19 protein-coding genes and 2 pseudogenes are annotated in these 22564 nt (G+C 67.8%); 10 read left to right on the top strand and 11 right to left on the bottom strand.

What is annotated here, in order from left to right:
• Window positions 1-35: 35 nt before the first annotated feature.
• From LDO15_RS21235 to LDO15_RS21215, 5 genes and pseudogenes are all read right to left on the bottom strand, one after another.
• A pseudogene (locus LDO15_RS21235) lies at window positions 36-1007 on the bottom strand (IS30 family transposase); the annotation flags it as partial.
• A gap of 331 nt (window positions 1008-1338) precedes the next feature.
• Window positions 1339-2208, bottom strand: coding sequence for a 3-hydroxyacyl-CoA dehydrogenase family protein (locus LDO15_RS21230; protein WP_223982138.1), 870 nt, complete (start codon window positions 2206-2208; stop codon window positions 1339-1341).
• A gap of 30 nt (window positions 2209-2238) precedes the next feature.
• Window positions 2239-3720, bottom strand: coding sequence for an aldehyde dehydrogenase family protein (locus LDO15_RS21225; RefSeq protein ID WP_223982136.1), 1482 nt, complete (start codon window positions 3718-3720; stop codon window positions 2239-2241).
• Between the two features lie 24 nt (window positions 3721-3744).
• Window positions 3745-4905: an acyl-CoA dehydrogenase family protein gene (locus LDO15_RS21220; RefSeq protein WP_223982134.1), complete on the bottom strand. Its 1161-nt coding sequence runs from the start codon at window positions 4903-4905 to the stop codon at window positions 3745-3747.
• A gap of 32 nt (window positions 4906-4937) precedes the next feature.
• Window positions 4938-6326, bottom strand: a complete 1389-nt coding sequence (locus LDO15_RS21215) for an aminotransferase class III-fold pyridoxal phosphate-dependent enzyme (protein WP_223982132.1) — start codon at window positions 6324-6326, stop codon at window positions 4938-4940.
• A gap of 112 nt (window positions 6327-6438) precedes the next feature.
• On the opposite strand from LDO15_RS21215, the gene LDO15_RS21210 reads away from it, so the two are divergent.
• Window positions 6439-7980 (top strand): PucR family transcriptional regulator, encoded by a 1542-nt coding sequence (locus LDO15_RS21210; protein ID WP_223982130.1) that lies wholly within the window; start codon window positions 6439-6441, stop codon window positions 7978-7980.
• On the opposite strand, the gene LDO15_RS21205 is transcribed toward LDO15_RS21210, so the two are convergent.
• Entirely contained in the window at window positions 7949-9214 is a 1266-nt protein-coding gene (locus LDO15_RS21205; RefSeq protein ID WP_223987614.1) for a CaiB/BaiF CoA-transferase family protein, read from the bottom strand. The genes LDO15_RS21210 and LDO15_RS21205 overlap by 32 nt on opposite strands.
• Window positions 9215-9491: 277 nt before the next feature.
• On the opposite strand from LDO15_RS21205, the gene LDO15_RS21200 reads away from it, so the two are divergent.
• The 5 genes from LDO15_RS21200 to LDO15_RS21180 all read left to right on the top strand — a co-directional run bounded on the left by LDO15_RS21200 (window position 9492) and on the right by LDO15_RS21180 (window position 15584).
• Complete coding sequence (locus LDO15_RS21200; protein WP_223982128.1) at window positions 9492-10265, top strand: GntR family transcriptional regulator; 774 nt, start codon at window positions 9492-9494, stop codon at window positions 10263-10265.
• Window positions 10258-10998, top strand: coding sequence for a cache domain-containing protein (locus LDO15_RS21195; protein ID WP_223982126.1), 741 nt, complete (start codon window positions 10258-10260; stop codon window positions 10996-10998). The genes LDO15_RS21200 and LDO15_RS21195 overlap by 8 nt, the downstream gene beginning before the upstream one ends.
• Window positions 10999-11116: 118 nt before the next feature.
• Window positions 11117-12550, top strand: coding sequence for an aminobutyraldehyde dehydrogenase (locus LDO15_RS21190; RefSeq protein ID WP_223982123.1), 1434 nt, complete (start codon window positions 11117-11119; stop codon window positions 12548-12550).
• A gap of 116 nt (window positions 12551-12666) precedes the next feature.
• Window positions 12667-14184 (top strand): amino acid permease, encoded by a 1518-nt coding sequence (locus tag LDO15_RS21185; RefSeq protein WP_223982120.1) that lies wholly within the window; start codon window positions 12667-12669, stop codon window positions 14182-14184.
• 23 nt (window positions 14185-14207) lie between these two features.
• On the top strand, window positions 14208-15584 hold the full coding sequence (locus LDO15_RS21180; protein WP_223982117.1) for an NAD(P)/FAD-dependent oxidoreductase: 1377 nt from the start codon (window positions 14208-14210) through the stop codon (window positions 15582-15584).
• Between the two features lie 94 nt (window positions 15585-15678).
• Here LDO15_RS21180 and LDO15_RS21175 read toward each other — a convergent pair whose 3' ends face one another.
• Window positions 15679-16149 carry an FBP domain-containing protein gene (locus LDO15_RS21175; RefSeq protein ID WP_223987611.1) on the bottom strand — a complete coding sequence of 157 codons (471 nt, stop codon included), beginning with the start codon at window positions 16147-16149 and terminating at the stop codon, window positions 15679-15681.
• Between the two features lie 17 nt (window positions 16150-16166).
• Between LDO15_RS21175 and LDO15_RS21170 the strand changes: the two are divergent.
• Window positions 16167-16709: pseudogene (locus LDO15_RS21170) on the top strand (siderophore-interacting protein); the annotation flags it as partial.
• Between the two features lie 415 nt (window positions 16710-17124).
• On the top strand, window positions 17125-17964 hold the full coding sequence (locus LDO15_RS21165; protein ID WP_223982114.1) for an SGNH/GDSL hydrolase family protein: 840 nt from the start codon (window positions 17125-17127) through the stop codon (window positions 17962-17964).
• 23 nt (window positions 17965-17987) lie between these two features.
• Here LDO15_RS21165 and LDO15_RS21160 read toward each other — a convergent pair whose 3' ends face one another.
• A complete protein-coding gene (locus LDO15_RS21160; protein ID WP_223982112.1) occupies window positions 17988-18275 on the bottom strand; it encodes a YciI family protein in 288 nt (95 codons plus the stop codon).
• Between the two features lie 125 nt (window positions 18276-18400).
• Here LDO15_RS21160 and LDO15_RS21155 point away from each other — a divergent pair, with 125 nt between their 5' ends.
• Both LDO15_RS21155 and LDO15_RS21150 read left to right on the top strand, forming a co-directional pair.
• Window positions 18401-18880: a MarR family transcriptional regulator gene (locus LDO15_RS21155; protein WP_223982110.1), complete on the top strand. Its 480-nt coding sequence runs from the start codon at window positions 18401-18403 to the stop codon at window positions 18878-18880.
• Between the two features lie 124 nt (window positions 18881-19004).
• Entirely contained in the window at window positions 19005-19766 is a 762-nt protein-coding gene (locus tag LDO15_RS21150; RefSeq protein ID WP_223982108.1) for an SGNH/GDSL hydrolase family protein, read from the top strand.
• 9 nt (window positions 19767-19775) lie between these two features.
• On the opposite strand, the gene LDO15_RS21145 is transcribed toward LDO15_RS21150, so the two are convergent.
• From LDO15_RS21145 to LDO15_RS21135, 3 genes are read right to left on the bottom strand one after another with little or no spacing between them, the layout of a single operon-like run.
• Window positions 19776-20534 carry an FAD:protein FMN transferase gene (locus tag LDO15_RS21145; protein ID WP_223987607.1) on the bottom strand — a complete coding sequence of 253 codons (759 nt, stop codon included), beginning with the start codon at window positions 20532-20534 and terminating at the stop codon, window positions 19776-19778.
• A 37-nt stretch (window positions 20535-20571) separates the two neighbouring features.
• Window positions 20572-21099: an FMN-binding protein gene (locus LDO15_RS21140; RefSeq protein WP_223982107.1), complete on the bottom strand. Its 528-nt coding sequence runs from the start codon at window positions 21097-21099 to the stop codon at window positions 20572-20574.
• Complete coding sequence (locus LDO15_RS21135; RefSeq protein ID WP_223982105.1) at window positions 21096-22538, bottom strand: ferredoxin reductase family protein; 1443 nt, start codon at window positions 22536-22538, stop codon at window positions 21096-21098. Before LDO15_RS21135 ends, LDO15_RS21140 begins: the two co-directional genes overlap by 4 nt.
• Between the last annotated feature and the right edge of the window lie 26 nt (window positions 22539-22564).

Below are 22564 nucleotides of genomic sequence, written 5' to 3'. Positions count from 1 at the left end.
CGGGCAAAGTCAATCAGTGGTAGCAACGCGGGGGGTTAGGCTGCGTGCAGCAGCTGGTTCAGCCGGTTGGCTGGGGTTTCCAGGTTCAGGGTGGGCCGGGGCCGGCGGTTGAGTTTCGCGGCGACCTGCCGGAGGTCCTCCGGGGTGTGAACGGAGAGGTCCGTGCCTTTCTCGAACCAGAACCGCAGGAGCCGGTTGGTGTTCTCGTTGGTCCCGCGCTGCCAGGGCGAGTGCGGGTCGCAGAAGTAGAGCGTGGTGTCCAGGGCGGTTTGGATCCGGGCGTACTCGGCCAGTTCCGTGCCGCGGTCCCAGGTGATTGAGCGGCGCAGGTGTTCCGGGAGGCTGGCCATCTCCCGGATCATCGCGGCAGCGACGGTGTCGGCGGTATGGTCCCCGGGAAGGTGGAGGAGGATCGTGAACCGGGTCGAGCGTTCCACCAGGGTGCCGATCGCGGTCCCGTCGGAGCCGATGATGAGATCACCTTCCCAGTGGCCCGGGACGGCCCGGTCCTGGACCTCGGCCGGGCGCTCACTGATCTTGAACGCTTCCTTGTAGGGGCTGTTCTTGGTCCGGTCCGCGGCGTGGGGAACCCGTTGCTTCCGCTTCAAGCTGAGCTTCTCGGCCAGATCTGCCCGCAGACTTCCGCGGGATTGGACGTATAACGCCTGGTAGATCGTTTCGTGGCTCACCTGCATAGTCTGATCGTCGGGGAAGTAGAAGGCCAACATCGCCGAGATCAGTTTCGGGCTCCACCCGTCATCCATCCACACCCCGATCAGCCGGCAGAGCGTCTCGTCCCCGGCCAGCTTCAGCGGTTTGGGCCGGCGCCGGCCCTGATGGGCCTTCGTGTGGGCGACCGAGGCGTAATACACCCCGTCCGCGCTGGTGTTCCGGTTCACTTCCCGCCAGACCACCGACTTGTCCCGGCCAATGGCCTCGCCAATTGCGGCGTAGCTGAGCCCGCTGCGCCGGCCCATCTGGATCATCCCCCGCTCAGCCAGATTCAACGCCCGGCCCCCCGGACCTTCCACCGTCGGTGCCGGATCCGCAAGACCGCCGACCGCCCCCATGTTCACAGCCATCATCTGGCCAGACTGCGCCCACCACCGCCTTCCGGTCCCATGCATGACCCCGACACGCCGGGCCGCGGCGACTATCGACATCCCACCGCACACCATGTCAACGAAGTCGGTGCGGGTATTCGGAGGAAACAACTTGACCATAAAACGCTCCATCGATCAGAGCGTTGCTACGACCATATGACTTTGCCCCGCCGTAATGGGCCGTAACTGACCCCGCGTTGCTGGGGGTGGGGCTGAGGGCGGTGAACCTGATCGACTAGAAGTAGTCGTACCACCCGGAGCCCGACTTGCGGCCAAGCCTCCCGGCCCTGACGAGGGCGGCAACGGACTCGTCCGGGGCGTCAGCCGGGTCGCCGGTCGCCGCATACGTGGCCTGGGCGATGTAGTCCACAACGTCCAGCCCCACCAGGTCCATCAGCTCAAATGGTCCCATGGGATGCCGCAGCGCGGTCTTGGCCGTGGCGTCGATGTCTTCCATGCTGGCCACACCGCCGGCCAGCAGTGCGAGTGCCTCCTTCTGCACGGCGCCCATTAACCGGTTGGCAACGAACCCCGGCACCTCCCGGTTGATCAGCACTGGTGCCTTGCCCATGCTGCGGGCGAGTTCGAGGGTCGTGTCCACGGTTTCCCGGGACGTTCCGGCATGGCGCACCACTTCCACGCATTCCATGACCAGCACGGGATTGAAGAAGTGCATATTGCACACCTGTCCGGGCCGACCGCTGGCCGCGGCCACGGCGGAGGAACCGATCGTGGAGGAATTGGTGGCCAGGATGGCATGGGGCGGGGCGAACCGGCCCAGCCGGGCAAAGATGGCCGTCTTGGTTTCCAGCCGTTCGGTGGCGGCCTCAATGACAAAGTCGGCAAAGGGCGCCACCGCGTCCAGATCGGTGCTGAACGTCAGCCGGTCATAGGCCCGCTCGGCCTGCTCCGCTGCCAGCTTTCCGGATTTCACCATTTTGTCGGTGCGTTCACGCAGTTGGGCCGCGGCGTCGTCCAGTTGGCTCGGCGACACGTCCTGCACGGTGGTGGTGTATCCGGCCAGGGCAGCGGTCAGCGCAATCTGGGACCCCATGGCGCCGGCGCCGATGACGAGGACGTGCGTAATGGTGGTTCGGGGTGGCATCGTTTTCTCCGGTTCGGTGGGGAAGGGCTGCTATGGCCGTGCGCCGGACAGGGGCCGCCCGCCGCGAAGGTAGACGGTGGTGGTGTGCGTGTAGAACTCCTTGGCGCTCTGTCCCTGTTCCTTGGGTCCGTAGCCGCTCTTCTTGGCTCCGCCGAATGGCACATGGGGATCGGCGCCGGCCGATTCGGAGTTCACGTGCAGGATCCCGACGTCCAGCTCCTCCATTCCCTCCAGCGCCAGGGTCACGTCCTGCGTGAAGAGCGCCGCCGACAGCCCGAAGTCGCTGTCATTGGCCAGGTCAAAGGCTTCCTGCGTTGAGGCCGCCCGGCGGACGCTGAGCACGGGGCCAAAGAGCTCATCACGCCAGACATCAGCGTGGCGTGCCCCCGAGAGCTCCAGGATCGTCGGGGCAACGAAGTGGCCTTCGGCCCGCGCCGCGTCGTCATAGGGGAGACCGCCCGTTAGCAGCCCGGCGCCCTGGTCCAGCGCCGTCGCGATGCCGCGCTGGATGGATGCCCGGGCGTCGGCGCTGACGACGGGTCCCATCTGGGTGGACGGATCTGCGGGGTCGCCCACTAGCAGGGCTTGGGCCCTGGCGGCCAACCCGGCGAGGAATTCATCGGCGACGGCGTCCGCCACGATCAGCCGCGACGTCGCCGTGCACTTCTGCCCGGTGGAACGGAACGCCCCGAGCATGACCTGCTCGGCGGCCAGTTCGAGGTCCGCGTCGGCCAGGACGATGGCGGCGTTCTTCCCGCCCATTTCCGCCTGGATCGGGACGCCGCGCGCCGCGGCCGCGGCGGCCAGGGTGCGGCCCACGCCGGTGGAACCGGTGAATGACAGCCCGTCCAGCGCCGGATGCTCCACCAACGCGGTCCCGATGGCGCCGGGGCCAATGACCAGATTCAGGACGCCGGCGGGCAGTCCGGCCTGTTCCAGCGCTTGGGTCAGCCGCATGGCGAGCAGGGGCACCGTGCTGGCCGGCTTCCAGACCACCGTGTTGCCGTACGTCAGTGCCGGCGCGATCTTCCAGGCCGGGATGGCAATGGGGAAGTTGAACGGCGTCACCACGCCCACCACCCCTAGCGGCTTGCGGGTGACGAAGATCTTTTCGCCCCGCCGCGGGGAGGCGTAGATCGCCCCGGCCTCGCGGTCGCCGTCGTTGCCGTAGTAGCGGAAAATCTGCGCGGCGCGCAGGACCTCGCCCTGGCCCTCGGCAAGCGTCTTTCCTTCCTCCCGGGCCAGCTCCAGTCCCCAGGCCTGCGAGTTCGCTTCCAGGATCGCCGCTGCGCGCAGCAGGACCGCGCCGCGTTCATGGGCGGGGGTGCGGGCCCAGCCGTGCTTCGCCGCTACAGCGCTGGCCATGGCGCGGTCGACGTCGGCCGGTCCGGCCTGCAGGCCGTGCGCCACCGTTTCGGCGGGGCGGGCGGGATTGACGGAGGTGATGATGCCGCCGTCGCCCTGAGACCAGGTGCCCGAGATGTAGTGCTGCAGTTCGACTGCTGTGGTCATTGCTGTTCCTTTACTGGCTGCGTCTTAGCGGAAGGCCGGGATGCCCGTGATGTGGTTGCCGAGAATCAGCGTGTGGACCTCGTCGGTGCCCTCATACGTGCGCACGGACTCGAGGTTGTTGGCGTGCCGCAGCGGCGAATAGTCGAGGGTGATGCCGTTGCCGCCCAGCATGGCGCGGGCATCACGGCAGATCTGGATGGCCTCGCGGCAGTTGTTGAGCTTTCCCACGGAGATGTGGTGCGGCTTGAGCTGGCCGGCTTCCTTGAGTCGGCCGATCTGCAGTGCCAGAAGCATGCCCTTGTTGATTTCAAGGGCCATATTGACCAGCTTTTCCTGGGTCAGCTGGTAGCCCGCCAGGGGCTTGTCGAACTGCAGGCGCTCCTGCGAGTAGCTGACCGCCGTCTCGTAGCTGTCGCGCGCGGCCCCCATGGCCCCCCAGATGATGCCGTAGCGGGCTTCGTTGAGGCACTCGAACGGGCCGCGGAGACCCTTGGCGTTCGGGAGCATCGCGGTGGACGGGAGGCGGACCCCGCTTAGTTCGATGTCGCACTGGATGGAGGCGCGCATGGAGAGCTTGGGCTCAATCGGAGTGGCCTTGAACCCGGGAGTGTCGGTGGGCACGATGAAGCCGCGCACGCCGTCGTCGGTCATGGCCCAGATGATGGCGATCTGGGCGATCGAGGCCAGGCCGATCCAGCGCTTGGAGCCGTTGATGACCCAGCCGTCCCCGTCGCGGCGGGCGAAGGTCTTCATGCTGCCGGGATCGGAGCCGGCCGTGGGCTCGGTCAGGCCGAAGCAGCCGACGACGTCGCCGGCGGCCATCCTGGGGAGCCACTGGTTCTTCTGCTCCTCGGAGCCGTGCTTGTAAATGGCGCTCATCGCGAGCGAGCCCTGCACGCTGACGAAGGTGCGCAGGCCTGAATCGCCTGCTTCAAGTTCCATGGCGGCGATGCCGTATTCCACGGCGGAACGGCCCGGGCAGCCGTAACCCTTCAAGTGCATGCCAAGCAGGCCCAGCCCGGCCATGTCCTTGATGATCTCGACCGGAAAGACGGCCTGCTCATACCAGGCGGCGATATTGGGCCGGATAGTGCTGTCCACAAAGGACCGCACCTTGTCCCGCATGGCCAGTTCTTCGGCGGTGAAGAGGGAATCGATGTTCAGCAGGTCAGAGGATTCGTTCATGGTGTTCTCCAAGAGTTTGCGGGGCTGGGGACTTAGACGGCTGCCAGGGCCGCGGCACTGGCGGCGTCCGGCCGGGCGGCATCGGCTGCCACGATGGCATTGCGCAGCACGTCGAGGCCGTCGCGGAGCAATTCCGGACTGATGACCAGGGGCGGCAGCAGCCGGATCACGTTGCCGTGGGTGCCGCAGACCAGGACCAGGACCCCCTGCCGGTGGCAGGCGGCGGCCACCTGGGCCGCAAGATCGGCGCGCGGTTCCAGCGTGTCCTTGTCCGCGAGTTCGACGGCGAGCATGGCGCCGCGGCCGCGGAACTCGGCAATGATGGCCGTGCTGTCCGCGAGGGGCTGCAGCACCTCGCGGGCGATTGCCTCGATGGTCAGGGCGTTCGTCAGCAACGTGCCGTCTTCGAAGGCCTCGAAGACACCCAGCGCCGCGGCGCAGGCCACTGGGTTTCCGGCGTAGGTGCCGCCCAGGCCGCCGACGTGCGGGGCGTTCATGAGCTCGGCCCGGCCGGTGACCGCACTCAGCGGCAGGCCGCCCGCCAGGGCCTTAGCGGTCAGGGTGAGGTCGCCGGCGACGCCCTCGTGCTCGCTCGCAAAGAGCTTGCCGGTCCGCCCCATACCGGTCTGGATCTCGTCCATCACCAGCACGATGCCGTATTTGGTGGCCAGCTCCCGCAATCCGGGCAGGAAGCCGGGGGCGGGCACCAGGAAGCCGCCTTCACCCTGGATGGGTTCGATGACCATGGCCGCGAACGTCCGGGGGTCGTTCTCGAGCAGCAGCGCCTCGACGCCGGCCAGCGCGGTGGCAGCCGTTGCGTCCTCGCCGGTTTTGGCCCACAACCGGGTGGCCGTGGGAGCGCGGAAGACCTCGCCCGGGAACGGGCCGAAGTTCTTCTTGTACGGGTTGACCTTGGCGGTCATGGCCATCGTGAGGAGGGAGCGGCCGTGGTAGGCGTCGTCGAATACCAGCACCCGTCCCCGGCCCGTGGCGGCGCGGGCAATCTTGACGGCATTTTCCACGGCTTCCGCGCCGGTGGAGAAGAGTGCGGTGCGCTTCTGGAAGTCTCCCGGGACACGCGCGTTCAGCCACGCGGCCACCTGCGTGAAGGAATCGTACTCGGTCACCATGAAGCAGGTGTGGGTGAACCTGGCCATCTGGGTGGCCACGTGCGCCTGGACCTGGGCGTTCACGGCGCCCACGCTGGTCACGGCGATGCCGGAGGCGAAGTCGATGATGCGGTTGCCGTCAGCATCTTCCAGGATTCCACCGGAGGCACGGTTGATGAAGACGGGCATGGTCACACCGAAGCCGGAGCTGACCTGCGCTTCGCGCTCGCGGTGCAGCGCGGTGGAGGCGGGACCGGGAATGGCGGTGGCAAGGTGACGGGTCTGGGGGAGGCTGTCTGTGGAACGGGTCATGTAGACAAGGTAATGAGCCCTTCCTCGCCTGACATTGGATGGTTCATCTAACTTTGAGTCTAATTTGGTTAGAATATCCAAAGGATTCGTGTCTGTCTGAAAGGACCACCGAGTGATCAGCCTGGCCCAACTGCACAACCAACTCGGCAGCGATCTCCGCCCCGCCGCGGGAGGGGCGGTGGCCGTGCGGCAGATCTCGGGTGTGCACATCTCCGAGCTCGAGGATCCCACGCCGTATCTGGAAGGCGGCGAGCTGCTCCTCACGACGGGCATCCCCGTCTCGGGCGGAGAGGCCAAGGTGCAGGCCTACGTCCGGCGCCTCGTGGAGCGCAACATCGCGGCTCTGGGGCTCGGCCTGGGGGCCGGCGTGGATGAGGTGCCGCCGGCTTTGAGTGCCGCCTGCGCCTCGGCCGGGCTGGAGCTTCTGGTGGTGCCCGACGGCACGCCGTTCATGAACGTCTCCCGCGCCTATTGGGACCTCGTGGGCCGCGAAGGCCGGGCGGACCTGACCGCCAGCCTCGGCACGCAGACGGCGCTGGCCCGGGCCGCGACGCAGGCGGATGCGCTCCCTTCCGTAGTCAAGGCCCTGGCCCAGGCGCTGGGCGGCTGGGTGGCGTACCTTCCGGCCGACAGCGGGGCGGAAACACTCTGGCCGGCGGACAACCACACGATTGTGGAGCAGTTGCGCAGGGAGACCTCGCGGCTTGATATGGCCGTGACGCATTCGGCCTCCACTTTTCAGATCCATGGCACCGACGTCGTGGAGTATCCCGTGCTGGTGGGGCGGCGGACGGTCGGGTTCCTGGCCATTGGTGCCGGGCGCAAACTGACCCGTGCTGATCGGCAGATCATCATGACGGTGTGCGTGTTGCTCTCGCTCAAGGCGGCCCAGCAACTGGAGAGCGACGCCACCGCTGCCGCGCTTGGCTCGGCCGTGACCAAGCTCTTTCTCACCGGACATGTTGACGCCGGCCGGGCCCTGGCACCGGATCTGGGCATTGTCGCGCCTACCGGCGCCGTGCGGCTCCTGGTGGTGCGTGGCGAGATTGATCCCGCGGCGGTTTCCGGGGAGCTGGAGTCGAGGCTGCGCGCCGGGACCGGACGGGCCGGCTGGCCTGAGGCCGGTGGTGCCCTGCGTTCCTGCCGCCTGCGCCACGTGGCTGGCGGCCTCAGCTATTACGTGCTGGACGCGGAATACCGCGACGCCGGCACTCCCGGCACTCCCGGCAGCGACGGCGGCAGCACTACGCAGTCGGAGCCGTACGACGCCGACGGCGGCGCCGGCACCGCCGGTGTCACGGCCGTGCTGAGCCGGCCGATGCCGCTGGAACGGGTGCACGAGGAGGCCGGACAGCTGGCCGCCATGGTACGTGCGCTGGCTGCCGGGCAGATTGTCGACGCACCGGAGGGGGCTCTGGATCCCCGGGCCCAGGGCTGGGTGGCTGCGCTGCGCGGGTATCAGCGCGCTGACCTGATCGGAACTGTCCGCGCCTATCTGCGTCACCGGGGCCAGTGGGAGGGCGCCGCCCGCGAGCTAGGGATCCACCGGAACTCGCTGCGCCACCGGATGGGAATAGCGGAGGAACTGCTGCAGGCGGATCCGGACGATGCCGACGTCGCGGCTAACCTCTGGCTGGCACTGCGCTGGGCCTAGCGCTGGGCCTAGCGCTGGAGCGGTCAGCGCGGTCGGACAGCCACGCCCGGACGCGGTCGCTGTGTTCGCCCAGCGACGGTGGGGCCGCTGCGGGGGCCCGGAATGCCGGCGTCCAGGTAATGGGATGGCGGATCTGCCTTCCGGCTGGCTGGCCAGCCGCGTTGCGGACCTCGATGGTCGGTTCAAGCCCGAGCGACTCGGCGTACTCAAGACCCTCGTCGATACCCGCGACATGGCCGGCCGGGACGCCGGCCTCGATCAGCTTGCCCTGCCAGATGAGGGCAGACGACGCGGACAGGGCATCCTCCAACAGGGGCACCAGCTCGGTGCGGTGTTCCACCCGCGCGTTGTTGGTGGCAAAGCGCGGGTCACCGGCCAACCCGGCAATGCCCAGAACCTGGGTCAGCTTGGCGAACTGTCCGTCGTTGCCGCAGGCCACCGCCAGCGGCGCATCCGCACACTCCAGCAGCTGGTAGGGCACGATCGAGGGGTGGGCGCTGCCCATCCGGTGCGGAACCTTGCCCGCGCCCAGGAAGGCCTGGCCCTGATTGGCCAGCGCGCCCTGCAGGCTCGAGAGCAGATTGAGCTCCAGGAGGGCCCCGCGCCCCGAGACTCTGCGGGCCGCCAGTGCGGCAAGGACGCCAATGGTAGTGTCCTTGGCCGTCAGGACGTCGACGAGCGCAACGCCGGCCTTGGTGGGTGTGCCGTCCTTCTCCCCGGTGATGCTCATCAGTCCGCCCAAGGCCTGGACGATGAAGTCATAGCCCATCAGGTTGGCCCCGCCCGTGCTGCCAAAACCCGTGATTGAGGCATAGATCAAGCCGGGGTTGGCGGCGGAGAGCTCCGCATAGCCCAGGCCCAGCTTCGCCATCCCGCCGGGCTTGAAGTTTTCCACCAGGACATCGGCACGCAGGGCCAACTCCCTGGCCAGCTGCAGGTCCCCGGGGTCAGCAAGGTCCAGGCAGACGGATTCCTTGTTGCGGTTCGCACTCTCAAAGTAGGTGGCCCCGGTGGTGGAGTACGGCGGCCCCCAGCTGCGGGTGTCGTCCCCGGCGCCGGGACGCTCCACCTTGATGACGCGGGCGCCCAGATCAGCCAGCGTCATGGTGGCCAGCGGTCCGGCCAGGACACGGGAGAAATCGGCCACCAAGAGACCCGACAGCGGCCCGGCAGGCACGTCAGCGGGCACTTGGGCGCCGTCCCGGGCGGCGGAACCGGGCTGGGGGCCGGGCATCGGAGTCATGGGGGTCCCTTCGTGGAGTGCCCGCGGCACATCGCCGTGCCCGGGCGTCTGATCAAGGATTCGAAGCCTAACAAGGCGCAATCACCCGAACATTGGACAAACAGACTAGGAATTGGCGGCTCTGCACAACAACCATCCGCCAACGAGCGCGGCGCTGCGGCGGGCGGCTACGACGGACCGTGCACTCGCGCGGCCGATAGAGTGGCGCTATGGAAGCAGATCCCTCGGTTCCGGCCAGCCCGGAACGCGGCTGGCCGCAGGCGCCGCGGTGAGCCAGGAACCATCCGCCACCACGCCGTCGCGCGGTGCCCGGGCCGCCGTCTTCGCCCAGCTGACCGGCGCCGGCAGATCCGAGCAGGTGGCCCAGCGGCTGACCGATGCGATTCTGCTCGGCGTGCTGGCCCCCGGCGACCGGCTGCCCAGTGAGGCCGAGCTGGCCAAGCGCTTTGGCGTGGCCTTGGTGACGGCGCGCGACGCGCTCGGGGCTGTCCGCGAGGCCGGGCTGGTGGAGACCCGGCGCGGACGCGAGGGCGGCAGCTTCGTGCTGGCCGCCGAGCAGACTCCTGAAAGGCTCCTGCAGGCCCGGCTGCGCGGACTTTCCCAGGTGGAGATTGCCGACCTCGCCGTCTATTTCGGCACGCTGGCCGCCGGCTGCGCGGAAAGGGCGGCCGAGCTCGCGTCCACCGATGAAGCCGAACGGCTCACCGCCTGGCTTCAAGATGCCGACTTCAGCTCCGCCAGCGATTCCGGCCGGAATGCCGGCGGTTTCTACCTCGAGATCGCCGTCGTCAGCCAGTCGCCGCGCCTGGTGCGCGAGCAGATCCGCCTCCAGGCCGAGTTCGGCCCCATGCTGTGGCTGTGCCTGACCGACCCGGCCATGCGGGCGCGGGTCTATGCGCAAAACCAACGCACCGCCGAGGCGATAGCGGCCCATGACGCCGCCGCGGCCCGCGCCGAGGTCCGGACGCAGATCAGCGACCTTTCCGCCTGGCTGCTGGCAGCCAAGGAACGCCTTGAGCAAGGAGCAGCAGCCGATGGCTGAGAATCACAGTGCGGATTCCGTCCAGGCCCGGGCGGGCAAGTGCGCCGCGGCCATCGGAGCGTTGTTCAACGACGTCTTCGGAACCCTGGACCACTGGCGCAGCCGGGTCGAAGCCTCAACTGCCTGGGGTGCGGGAGAGATCGATCCTGCCGTCTACGCGATGGTGGGCCCGGAACTCACGGCCGCCGACCCGCTGCTGATCGGCGCCGGATTCATCGCAGCACCGGGGGTGGTGCGCGGGAAGGGCCTCCATTTTGCCTGGTGGCTGGGCCCGCTGGAGGACAATCCGATCCTCGGCACCACCACCGAGCCGAGCCAGCTGGATCTGGCATCGCGCGAGTACGCCGACTATCTGCGGGACCTTAGCGCGCTGGAGTGGTATCGGGTTCCGGAGGCCACCGGCGCCCGGCACATCACGGGCCCCTACGTGGACCACTTGTGCACGTGTGATTACATCCTCACGCTCACAGCGCCCGTCGTCGTTGGCGGGTCCATGGCGGGAGTGGTGGGCGCGGACGTCCTGGTGCGCCGGCTGGAGCGGGACGCCCTGCCGCTGATGCGCGCCGTGGGCGCCCCGACAGCTCTGGTGAGCGCCGCCGGCCGAGTGATCGTTTCCACCGATCCGCGACTCCCCGTGGGCACACTTGCCGCCGCAGATGCGGGCCCGGCCTGGACCGGCGCCATTGCCTGCCCCGGAACCAACCTGAAAGTCCTGGTGCGCACAGCTCAATAATTTAAACATCCCATTTCAGATGAATAAGGTGTAGTCTCACCATGTGGCCGTGAATCAGGTCACATTCTGGCGGGGTCCGCGGCGCGGACCGGCCACCCAATTCATTGAAGGGAACCACATGAGCGTGCGGAATTTGCGGAACTTCGTCAACGGCCAGTTTGTTGACTCGGCAGCGACCAGCCGGCTGGCGATCCACAATCCGGCCACCGAGGAAGTCATCGCCACAACGCCCGTTTCCACCGCCGGCGACGTCGCTGCCGCCTACGCGGCAGCCGCTGCGGCGTTTGAAATCTGGAGCGAAACCACTCCCGCAGAGCGCCAGCGGGCGCTGTTGCACATTGCCGACGCCGTCGAGGCGCGGGCCGAGGAACTGGCAGACCTCGAATGCGCCGACACCGGCAAGCCCCGGGCCGGGATTGTCCCGGATGAGATCGACGTGCTCGTGGACCAGATCCGCTTCTTCGCCGGCGCGGCCCGGACCCTGGAAGGGCGCGCCACCGCCGAGTACCTCGCGGACCACAGTTCCTCGATCCGGCGCGAGCCCATCGGCGTGATCGGCCAGGTGGCGCCCTGGAACTATCCGCTGATGATGGCCGCGTGGAAGGTCATTCCCGCGCTCGCGGCCGGCAATACCGTAGTCCTCAAACCCTCCGATTCCACACCGAGCTCCACCCTGCTGTTTGCCGAACTGGCCAGCGAATTCCTCCCCGCCGGCGCGTTCAACGTGGTGCTGGGGGACCGTGAGACCGGCAAGGCGCTGGTGGCGGACGAGGCCCCGGAAATGGTGTCCATCACCGGCAGCGTGCGGGCCGGCATGGAGGTGGCCGGAGCGGCCGCCGTCGACGTCAAGCGCGTTCACCTGGAGCTGGGCGGCAAAGCCCCGGTCATCGTGTTCGACGACGTCGACATCGCCACCGCCGTGGCGGGGATCGTCCCGGCGTCGTTCTACAACGCGGGCCAGGACTGCACAGCGGCCACGCGGCTGCTGGTGCATGAAGACATCCACGATGAGTTTGTGGCTGCCTTTGCCGAGGAAGTTCGGCACAACGCCAAGACCGGCGCCCCGGCCGAGGACGGAATCCTGTACGGCGCGCTCAGCAGCGCAGACCATCTTCGGCGGGTCGCCGGATTCCTGGAGCGGCTGCCGGAACACGCCACCGTTGAAGTCGGCGGCAAACGCCACGGAGGTGTGGGCTACTTCCACGAGGCCACCGTGGTGTCCGGGCTCAACCAGGACGACGAGCTCATCCAGAACGAGGTGTTCGGCCCGATCGTCACGGTGCAGAAGTTCTCCACCGACGCCGAGGCCCTGGCCCTGGCCAACGATGTGGACTACGGGCTCGCGTCCTCGGTGTGGACCAAGGACCACACCCGGGCCATGCAGTTCGCCAAGCGCCTGGATTTCGGCTGCGTCTGGATCAACACCCACATCCCCCTCGTGGCCGAGATGCCGCACGGCGGATTCAAGCACTCCGGGTACGGCAAGGACCTGTCCATGTACGGGCTGGAGGACTACACCCGGATCAAGCACGTCATGAGCTACATCGGTTAAGCAGCGCCACCGCCGGCACTTCCACCGCCGGGACCGGCAGCGCTGAAACCACCGTCACCGGCAGCTCCCGCCGGCATCCCGCCAGAATCTCCCGCCAACGTCGTCGGAAGGAAACTATGTCTACCGAACCCCGCAACACCGCCGAGCTTAACGATAGTGACCATCTTGCCGTCCTGGGCTACCAGGATTCCTTTGACCGGTCCATGTCCCTGTGGGCCAATTTCGCCCTCGGATTCACCTACCTTTCGCCGCTGGTGGGGGTGTACTCGCTTTTCGCGGTCGCCATGGCGGCCGGCGGGCCGCCGTCGGTGTTCTGGATCTTCATCGTGGGAGCCGGTCAGATGCTCGTGGCCTTGGTCTTCGGCGAGGTGGTATCGCAATATCCCATTCATGGCGGCATCTATCCGTGGACCAGGCGGCTGTGGGGCCGGCGTTATGCCTGGATGGCGGCCTGGGTCTACATCTGGGCCATGATTGTCACGATCACCGCCGTGGCCGAATTTGGCAGCGGCTTCCTGGCCAGCCTGTTCGAGATTGAGCTGAACCGGGAAAGTACGCTTGGCCTGTCGGTCCTGCTCCTGCTGGTGGCGCTGGTCCTGAACTTCACCGGCACCAAGACCATGGCCCGGGTGGCCCGGATCGGGCTGGCAGCCGAGCTGATCGGTGTGATCGCCGTCGGCCTGTACCTGCTGATTTTCCAGCGCAAGCAGAGCTTCGGCGTGTTCTTCGACCCGATGGGCGTACAGGGTGACGGCAGCTACCTGAACGCGTTCATGGGCGCCGCCCTGGCCGGTCTGTTCCTCTTCTACGGCTTTGAAGCCTGCGGCGACGTGGCGGAGGAAGTCGCCAACCCGGCCCGGCGGATCCCGCGCGCCATGATGATGACCATTGTGGTGGGAGGCGTCTCCGCGCTGTTCTCCTTCGGCGGCTATGTGCTGGCCGCGCCCAATCTGCAGGAGATCGTCAACGGCCAGGACGCTGACCCCATCCCCGCCATCCTGGAAGCGGCCCTGGGCCCGGTGGGTGCCAAGATTTTCCTAGTCGTTGCGATCACGGCGTTTCTGTCCTGCGTGCTGAGCCTGCAGGCGGCGGCGAGCCGGCTGATCTTCTCCTTTGCCCGCGATGGCATGGTGCCCGGCCACCGCTGGCTGTCCAGGGTTTCCGGCACCGCGAAGGTTCCCGCTAACGCCCTGATCGTCGCAGCCTGCATCCCGCTTGCCCTCTGCGTCATCATCTACCTGGGCTCGGATGAACTGCTTACCCAGATCACGTCCTTCGCGGTACTGGGCATCTACATTGCCTTCCAGTCCGTGGTGCTGGCCGCACTGCGCCAGCGCCTCAAGGGCTGGCGGCCGGCGGGGCCGTTCAGCCTGGGCGCCGCGGGATTGGCGGTTAATGCCGCCGCCCTGGCCTACGGCATCTTTGCCATGGTGCTGCTGGCCTGGCCCGGCAGCACGGGCGTCTTTGTCACCGACTGGACCGTCCTGCTGGGCCTGGCCGTGGTGGCGGGCAGCGGACTTCTCTACCTCCTGCTCGCCCGCCCGGATGCCAAGTCCACGGCGCCGGCCGGTGACGCCATCGACGTCGCCGCGAGGCTGCGTGCTGGCAGGGCCCGGCAAGCAGCGGTCAACTAACGCACCAAACGAAAGAGCAAACAGTGAAACGTATTGAACGCGATGTTGTTATCATCGGCGCCGGCCCGACCGGGCTGAACGCCGCACGGGACCTGAAAGCGGCGGGCCTGACGGTTGCCGTGCTGGAGGCCCGCGACAGGGTTGGCGGCCGGACCTGGACCAGCACCATCGACGGGGCCATGCTGGAAATCGGCGGCCAGTGGATCTCACCGGACCAGACGGCGCTCAAGGACCTCCTGGGCGAGCTGGGCCTGGAAACGTTCAGCCGCTACCGCGAGGGCCAGTCGGTCTACGTCGCCCCGGACGGCACCCGCAGCCTCTACACCGGGGAGATGTTCCCGGTCTCCGAGCGCACCGAGGCCGAAATGCGCCGGCTGATCGGCATTCTGGATGAGCTGGCCGCCGAGATCGGCGCCGAGGAGCCGTGGGCGCACCCCCGGGCGCGCGACCTCGACACCGTCTCTCTGCACCACTGGATGCGCCAGCTCTCCGACGACGAAGAGGCATGCGCCAACATCGGCCACTTCCTGGCCGGCGGCATGCTGACCAAGCCGGCGCACTCCTTCTCCGCGCTGCAGGCCGTGCTGATGGCGGCATCTGCGGGCTCGTTCTCGAACCTGGTGGACGAGGACCTGCTCCTGGACCGGCGCGTTGTGGGAGGGATGCAGCTGGTGTCGGAGACCATCGCGGCCGCGCTGGGGGACGACGTCGTCCTTGATTCCCCGGTGCGGACCCTGCGCTGGGACAGCGACGGCGTCACCGCCGTTTCGGACCAGGCCATTGTGAAGGCCCGGTACGCCATCATGGCCGTGCCGCCCAACCTCTACTCGCGCGTGAGCTTTGAACCCCCGCTGCCGCGCCGGCAGCACCAGATGCACCAGCATCAGTCGCTGGGCCTGGTGATCAAGGTGCACGCCGTCTACGAGACGCCGTTCTGGCGCGAAGAGGGCCTCTCCGGCACCTGCTTTAGCCCCGATCTGGTGGTCCAGGAAATCTACGACAACACCAACCACGAGGACCCGCGCGGAACCCTGGTGGCCTTCGTGCCGGATGAGAAGGCGGACGCGATGTTCGCCCTCGATGCTGCGGAACGGCGTCGGGTGATTCTCTCGGCCATGGCGGAGTCCTTGGGCCCGAAAACCCTGGAACCGGTGGTGTACTACGAGTCCGACTGGGCCTCCGAGGAATGGACCCGCGGTGCCTTCGCCTCCAGCTACGATCTGGGCGGCCTGCACCGCTACGGCGCGGACCAGCTCACCCCGGTGGGACCCATCTACTGGGCGTCCTCGGACCTGGCGGCCGAGGGCTACCAGCATGTGGACGGCGCGGTCCGGATGGGCCGGGCTACGGCCGCCCGGATCCTGGCCCGCGACGCCGCCAGCACGGTGGCCGCCGCGTAGCCCCCGCCCGCCCCCAAAGCAACGCGGGGTCACTTGCGGCCCATAAACGCCGCCGTAATGGGCCGTAACTGACCCCGCGTTGCTTGAGGCGGGGCTAGTTGCCCCGGACGCGGTCCACGAACTGGGCAGTGCGCGCCATCAGCCCGTCGATCTGCCGCAGCACGACGGCGGCGGGGTCCGGGTTGATCTCGTTGGCCGGAGGCTCCACCCGCACATTGCGGCAGCACAGGAAATCGGCGCAGATCAAGGTGCCCAGCGTGTTGCCGTTGCGGCCGGACTGTCCGGCGCGCTTTGCCACCCACAGCAGGACATCGTCCTTGGAGAACACGTCCCGGCACAGTTCACAGAGCACGGAGCGGTTCTTTTTGGCCCCGCCTTCAGGGGCCCTGAGCATGATGCCGGTGGGGCCCTTCGGCCCCTGCACCACGAGATAGCCGCGGAGGGGCATCTTCTCGTCCCGCCAGGCTAGGAAATCAATGTTTTCCCAGCCCAGGGTGTCGAAGTTCTTGGGCAGATTGAGTTTGGCGGCTTTTGACCGGCTCGCATTGATGAAGGACGAGCGGATCTGCTGCGCAGTGAATTCCGGGCCTGGCCCAGCGCGTCCTGCTGGCCGGGGACGAGACGGCCGTCCCGGCCATCAGCGCAATCCTCGAGAGCCTGCCGTCGTACGTCAGCGGCCACGCGATCCTGGAGGTTCCTGAAGCAGGGGACTTCCAAAACTTCACTACAGCCGCCGACGTCGAGGTCACCTGGCTTGCCCGCGGTGCGGCGATCGGCCGATCCCGAGCGCACGGCGAACTGCTGCAGGAGGCCGTCCGCGCCGCCGTCACCCTCCCCGGCTGGGTCGGTCTCCGGTCAGCCGGTAACCCCGCCGGCCCCGAGCCGGAGGACGTCAACGTGGACCGTGACATCCTGTGGGAAACGCCGGCCCGGATGGACGCCGCCGCAATCAGCGCCAGCCCGAACCCGGACAAGCACGCTGGCACGCTGCCGTTCTACGCCTGGATCGCGGGCGAAGCGGGCACCGTGAAGGAGCTGCGGCGGTACCTGGTGCGGGACGTGGGGATGGACCGGAAGCAGGTGGCGTTCATGGGGTACTGGCGGCAGGGCAAGGCCGAGCTCTAGCCTTCGGCGCCGCCCCTCTGGTACTCCCGGACTTGCGGCCGCAGCCGCTGCTTTGCCGTCGCTTAGCGGTTGAACCCTTCCCAAACTTCGCAAGCTCAGTTCGGGGCCCTCGGGTCCGCCCTTCCGCCCACCGCCTCGTTCGGCCGCGGGCGGCCTCCTTCGGCTCTGGTCGGCGATGCGCTCCTTTGCAAAGCACCGACAGCGGCCGTGCGGGCTGCTCACCTTAGCCAGCGGCGGTTGCGACCTTGGGGGTAGTTCACCCTAGCGAGGTGGCGATTGCGACCTTGCGGTCGGCTCACCTTTGGTGCAGCCTGAGCGGCACTGGCTGTTGGCTGCTTTGATCGGCTTGCCTCTTGATTCCTCCTGTTTACCCGATCTTTCCTTTTCGGTGTTTTGGGGTGGTTAGGGTGCCGGGGTGGGTTCTTTTCCTTTGCTTCCGGATCGAGCTGGGCGGAGGGTCTTTGTTGCCTTGGGGGATTCCTTCACCGAGGGCGTGGGCGACTACGATCCGCGTCTCCCTAATGGGGTGCGGGGCTGGGCGGACCGGGTCGCGGAGAAGCTGGCCAAGGCGCAGCCTGGCTGGGAGTACGCGAACCTGGCGATCCGCAGCAAACGGCTGCGCCACATCATCGCCGAACAGCTCGGACCCGCCCTGGCCATGGAACCGACGCTCATCACGCTGTACGCCGGCGGCAACGACATCCTGGATTTCGGCACGGACATCGGATCCCTCATGCAGGACTACGAGTCCCTCGTGGCTGCGCTCGCCGGGACGGGAGCAACGCTGGTGCTGTTCACCGGCTTCGACGTCAAGGTCTCCGCGCTCCTGGAGCCGTTGAAGAAGCGCAACGCCTTCTACAACCGGCGCGTCCGCGAGATTGCCGGCCGCTACGGCGCGGTGCTGGTGGATTACTGGTGCTTCGATGCCTTCCATGACCCGCGGATGTGGGACTCGGACCGGCTGCATATGTCCAAGGCGGGCCACAAGTACCTCGCTTCACAGGTCCTGGACCACCTCGGGGTGCCCCACAAGATCAAGCCCAAGGAGTGGGAGCCGCCCGCGAAGACGGGGCTGCGGGAATGGGAGCGCCTCCAACGCCGCTGGGTGCACGACTGGGTGCTGCCCCTGTTCGGACGGAAGCTCCGCGGCGTCACCCTCGGCGACGAGCTCCGGCCGCGCTGGCCCGACCCCGTGAAGGTCCCGCGCAAGGGCGGCCTGAAGAAACTGGTGCTGGCGCCGCGCAGCGGCGCGTAGGCCGGGCGGGTAGCCGTCCGGGCTCAGCTGTCCAGCAGGTTTTCGTAGCCTGGGGCCACCCTGTTGGCGTGGAACTCCATGACCTCGAAGTCAGCCACACCGTTGACGTAGAACGGGTCCTTGGCCAAGGATGCGTCCAGGCTGGCCCGGTCCGCGTTGGAAAGCAGCAGGCCGCCGGTGCGGGGGATTTTGCGCCCCGCGACCATGAAGACGCCCTCGTCGAAGGCCGCCTGCAGCCACGTCACGTGCGCCGGCAGGTGGAACTCCACAATGTCGTCGGGGACCTTGTAAGTCAGGGAGACTACGTACATGCGGCCAGCCTACCGGTAGCCGGCCCCGGACGGGCGGGAACTTATCCCCGAACCCGCGGACTGAAGTTAGTCCGAAGTTGGGCCGAAGTTGAATCGTCAAGCTTCAAATCTCCTAGAATGTAGCCATGACCGAACCCCGCTGGCTCAACGCCGACGAACGCCGGGCCTGGCTCGCCCAACTGAGCATCAACACCCTGCTGCCGGCCGCCCTCGATACCCAGCTCCACGCCGCGGGGAAGCTTTCCCTGTTCGACTACAACGTTCTCGCGATGCTCTCCGAGGCCGAGGGGCGCTTCCTGCCCATGAGCGAGCTCGCGGCGCGCACCAGCGCCTCCCTGTCCCGGCTCTCCCATGTGGTCACCAAGCTGCAGAACCGCGGCTGGCTTGAGCGCCGCCCGCACCCCGGCGACGCCCGAGTCACCACGGCGCACCTGACCGACACCGGCATGGAGACGATCGTGAAGCTCGCCCCGGGCCATGTGGAGGCTGTCCGGTCGCTCTTCCTCGACGCCTTGAGCCCCAAGGACGTCGCGGATCTGGCACGGATCGGCGAGAAGATCGTAGCCCGCCTCGACGGCGACCATTGGATCCTGCGCGACAGCTGACAGCTGACCGCTGACAGCTGACCGCTGACCGCTGACCGCTGACCGCTGACAGCGAAAGGCGGGTGCGCCGCCGTCGGGCAATCCCGTCTTTGTTGCTCGCGGCAACTGCTGGCACACTAGATCCATGGATTTCACGTCCCGATATGTAGCCCTTGGAGACTCCTTCACGGAAGGCGTCGGCGACGATGACCCCACCCGTCCCAATGGCGTCCGGGGCTGGGCGGACCGGGTGGCAGAGCAGCTCGGCGCCGCCGATCCGGGCTTCGGGTACGCAAACCTCGCCATCCGCGGCCGGAAACTCCGCCAGATCATGGCCGAGCAGGTCGATGCCGCCGTCGCACTCCAGCCCACCCTTGTCAGCATCTACGCCGGCGCCAACGACATCCTCCGGCCCAAGATCGACATCGATGACCTCCTCGCGGAATACGACGCCGGCATCCGCAGACTCAGGGCCACCGGCGCCACCGTCGTGATGTTCACGGGCTTCGACGCGCGCGGCTCCAAGATTTTCGGCACCATGCGCGGGCGCACCGCCATTTACAACGAACTCGTGCGCGGAATCGCGGGCGACCACGGTGCCCTGCTGGTCGACTACTGGCGCTTCAGCGAGTACTACGACTGGGGCATGTGGGCCACGGACCGGATGCACATGTCCGCCGCCGGCCACGCGAACATGGCAAGGCGCGTCCTCACGGTCCTGGCTCACGAGCACTCGATTGACGTGCCGCCCATGACGCCGGTGCCGGAGCTGAGCCGCGTGGACGCCATCCGCGCGAATGCCCGATGGGTGCGCGAATTCGCCGGCCCCTGGGTTGTCCGGCGCGTCACCGGCAAATCGTCAGGCGATGGCCTGGCGCCGAAATACGGCCAGTTCACGCATCTGTAGGGCAGCCGTCTAGAGGGCAGGCGAGGCGCGGAATCCCGGCGTCGCAAGCAGTTCGCCGTCGCGGCGGACGGCGAGGACATCGATCTCCCAGCCGTCCGTGGCCCGCTGCAGCATCGCGGTCCCGCCTGCGACGATCGCCGTCGCGAGCACGTCAGCCGTGACGATGTCCGGCGCGGCCACAGAGACCTGGACGAACCCGGTGCCGCGGGTGCCCGCTGTCCAGATATGATCACCGCGCTCCGCCGAACCGGACGTTGCCAGGGCACGCCGGGGGCCCGGCCCGCCCAGTTTGTAGGCGGAAAGCAGCGACGAGCGGTCCCGCGGGTCAACGACCCCGGCCGCCCACGGGGCCGCGCTGCCTGGAACGGGCGAGCCTATCACCAGCACATCGCCGCCGGCATTCAGGCACCAGTCAGTGATCCCGAGGGCGCGCAGCGCCTCGCCTGCCTGCCCGATCGCGTAGCCCTTGATGATCCCGGAAAGGTCCAGGACGCCGTCGGGCCGCTCCGGCGAGAACGCGCCTTCTGTCTTGAGCCGCCAGTTGAGGGCGTCCGCGTAGCGGTCCCGCATCCCGGCGGAGGCTTCCCGCAGGGAAAGCTCGCCGCGCGCCAGCCTGCTGGCCTCGGAATCGGGGCGGTACAGGCTGAAGGTCTCATCCAAGCGGGCAAACACGCGTTCGACGGCGGCAGTTGCGGCGTCGAGTTCGGCACCACCGGCAGCCCCGGGTACGGCTTCGGCAGGAACTGTCAGGCTGACGACGGTGCCCATCGAGCCAAACGTCCTGGCCCGCAGGGCCGGGCCCAGTTCAGAGGTTGGCTGCATCGAGGGCCGCCTGCAGGGAGTTCAGGTATGCGTCGCTGGTCACCGTGGCGCCGCTAATGGTCTGCACGTCCGCGGACTGGGCCTGGAGCACTTCGGCACGCAGGAGCGGGGCGGCGCGGTTGCTGATCTGCACGGACTTGCGTTCGGCGTCGGTCAGCTGGAGAGCCGTGACGTCGGTGATCTTTCCGGCCTGAACCGTGATCTGCACCTGGACGGAGCCGAACCGGGTCTGGACGACGGAGCCGGCATACGTCCCGACGGCCTTGGCCGAAGCCCCTGTGGTGCCGGTCGCACTCGACGAGCCGCTCGAGCCGGACGTTCCGCTCGAGCCGGACGAGCCTGTTGAGCCGGACGTTCCGCTCGATCCCGTGGATCCGGTGCTGCCGGTAGTGCCGGCCGCCGAGCTTGCGGCGGTGCTGCCGGTATCGGCAACGTGAACGCCCGACTGCCAGCCCGCAATGAGGATGCCTGCGGAAGCCAGGGCTGCTGAAACTGCTGCGCGAGTTCTCACCAGTCGAACCTTTCGTAGTGGAGTTGGTCTTCCCGGACGCCGGCTGAGCGGGCGTCTTCGAGAACGTTCTGCGCCCAGCCGGCCGGGCCGCAGACGAAGACGTCCGCCTCGGCGAGGTTCGGGTCGTAACTGGCCAGCCGGTGGCCGGCGCGTGCGGAGGTCTCCGGCTGCCAGGTCCGGACACCGGCCGGCCGGGATCCGGTCAGGTGGAAGAGCGTGGCGCCGCGCCGCCGGCACAGTTCGAGGATTTCCGCGCCCAGGTAGAGTTCGGATTCGCTGTGTCCGCGGAGAATGACGGTGGCGTTGCCGGGCTGGAACGGGGTGGTCTCCAGCAAAGCGCGGATCGGGGTGATGCCGATCCCGGCGCCCACCATGACCACGTGGCTGCGGCTGCGGGCGGCGGTGCTGAACAGCCCGTACGGACCCTCAACAGCCACTTTCGTGCCGGGCTTGAGCGAGGCCAGCTGCGCCGAACCCCGGCCCAGGTTGCGGACGGTGATCCTCAGTGTCCCCTGGCCGGCGGCGTCAAAGTGCACAGGCTCGGCCGACAGGCTGAACGGATGCGGATGCCACCACAGGCCGGGGGCCAGGAACCGCCAGATAAAGAACCGGCCGCCGCTTCCTGCCAGTTGGTCCAGGTGAAGGCCTGTCATTTCGATGCTCACCACGCCGGGGGCTTCCCGCATCACGCGCTTGACGGTCAGCTGGTGCCTGAACGTTGCAATGAGCGGTTGGGCCACACGGTAGTACACGAGGGCGGCTCCGGTCGCGATGCACAGAGCCAGCCAGTACCAGCGCTGCCAGGTGCCCTCGGCAAAGAGCGCGCCCACGCTGAACTGGTGGGGGAGCGAGGTCAGGACTGCCGCGTACGTCAGGAGGTGGACGGCGTACCAGAATTCGTAAGGGAACCGGCGTCGGACGGCCACCAGCGAGGTGACCACGACGGCGATGAACAGGAGCATGGAGATGTAGGCGAGCCACATGTCCGGCACGAGAACCCACAGCGCAACTGCCTCGCTGACAGGATCCAGTCCCTCCGCCATGCCGTAGCCGATCGCAATGAGGATCCCGTGCGCGAGCAGGAGGTACAGGGCGGGCTTGCCCAGCTTGCGGTGGAACTCCAGCGCACGGTCGTGGCCAACTGTTTGGTCGATGAAGGGAATGCGGGCTGCCAGCAGCAGCATGAGCAGCACCAGGTCCATGCCGGCGAGGCCGGCCACAATGCCCAGTGCGGTGAAGGATCCGGCGGCAGTCGAGAAGCCGGCCGCTCCGCCGTCGGCCAGCCACAAAGCGACGGCGCCTGCCAGGGACGCCCAGAAGAGCACTGTCAACAGATCCGCTCTCAGCAACCGCCGCCGATGCTGCCCCTTAAAGGGGTTCACGGCGCCACGGGAGCTGCGGCGAACCTCGGGACGGGTCGTCAGAAGTTGTGTGTTCATGGATCCAGAATCGCCCCGTTGCCTAT

Origin of the sequence: Arthrobacter sp. NicSoilB8 (genome assembly GCF_019977355.1) — a bacterium.
Lineage (GTDB): Bacteria > Actinomycetota > Actinomycetes > Actinomycetales > Micrococcaceae > Arthrobacter.
This window is presented reverse-complemented; position numbering and strand designations above follow the sequence as displayed.

Excerpts from the sequence above, each read along its gene's own strand:
- LDO15_RS21225 (WP_223982136.1), bottom strand. The coding sequence starts at position 3,720 with ATGACCACAGCAGTCGAACTGCAGCACTACATCTCGGGCACCTGGTCT.
- LDO15_RS21135 (WP_223982105.1), bottom strand. The coding sequence starts at position 22,538 with ATGAACACACAACTTCTGACGACCCGTCCCGAGGTTCGCCGCAGCTCC.
- LDO15_RS21230 (WP_223982138.1), bottom strand. The coding sequence starts at position 2,208 with ATGCCACCCCGAACCACCATTACGCACGTCCTCGTCATCGGCGCCGGC.
- LDO15_RS21205 (WP_223987614.1), bottom strand. The coding sequence starts at position 9,214 with ATGCCCGGCCCCCAGCCCGGTTCCGCCGCCCGGGACGGCGCCCAAGTG.
- LDO15_RS21155 (WP_223982110.1), top strand. The coding sequence starts at position 18,401 with ATGACCGAACCCCGCTGGCTCAACGCCGACGAACGCCGGGCCTGGCTC.
- LDO15_RS21195 (WP_223982126.1), top strand. The coding sequence starts at position 10,258 with ATGGCTGAGAATCACAGTGCGGATTCCGTCCAGGCCCGGGCGGGCAAG.
- LDO15_RS21150 (WP_223982108.1), top strand. The coding sequence starts at position 19,005 with ATGGATTTCACGTCCCGATATGTAGCCCTTGGAGACTCCTTCACGGAA.
- LDO15_RS21220 (WP_223982134.1), bottom strand. The coding sequence starts at position 4,905 with ATGAACGAATCCTCTGACCTGCTGAACATCGATTCCCTCTTCACCGCC.
- LDO15_RS21145 (WP_223987607.1), bottom strand. The coding sequence starts at position 20,534 with ATGGGCACCGTCGTCAGCCTGACAGTTCCTGCCGAAGCCGTACCCGGG.
- LDO15_RS21190 (WP_223982123.1), top strand. The coding sequence starts at position 11,117 with ATGAGCGTGCGGAATTTGCGGAACTTCGTCAACGGCCAGTTTGTTGAC.
- LDO15_RS21160 (WP_223982112.1), bottom strand. The coding sequence starts at position 18,275 with ATGTACGTAGTCTCCCTGACTTACAAGGTCCCCGACGACATTGTGGAG.
- LDO15_RS21215 (WP_223982132.1), bottom strand. The coding sequence starts at position 6,326 with ATGACCCGTTCCACAGACAGCCTCCCCCAGACCCGTCACCTTGCCACC.
- LDO15_RS21185 (WP_223982120.1), top strand. The coding sequence starts at position 12,667 with ATGTCTACCGAACCCCGCAACACCGCCGAGCTTAACGATAGTGACCAT.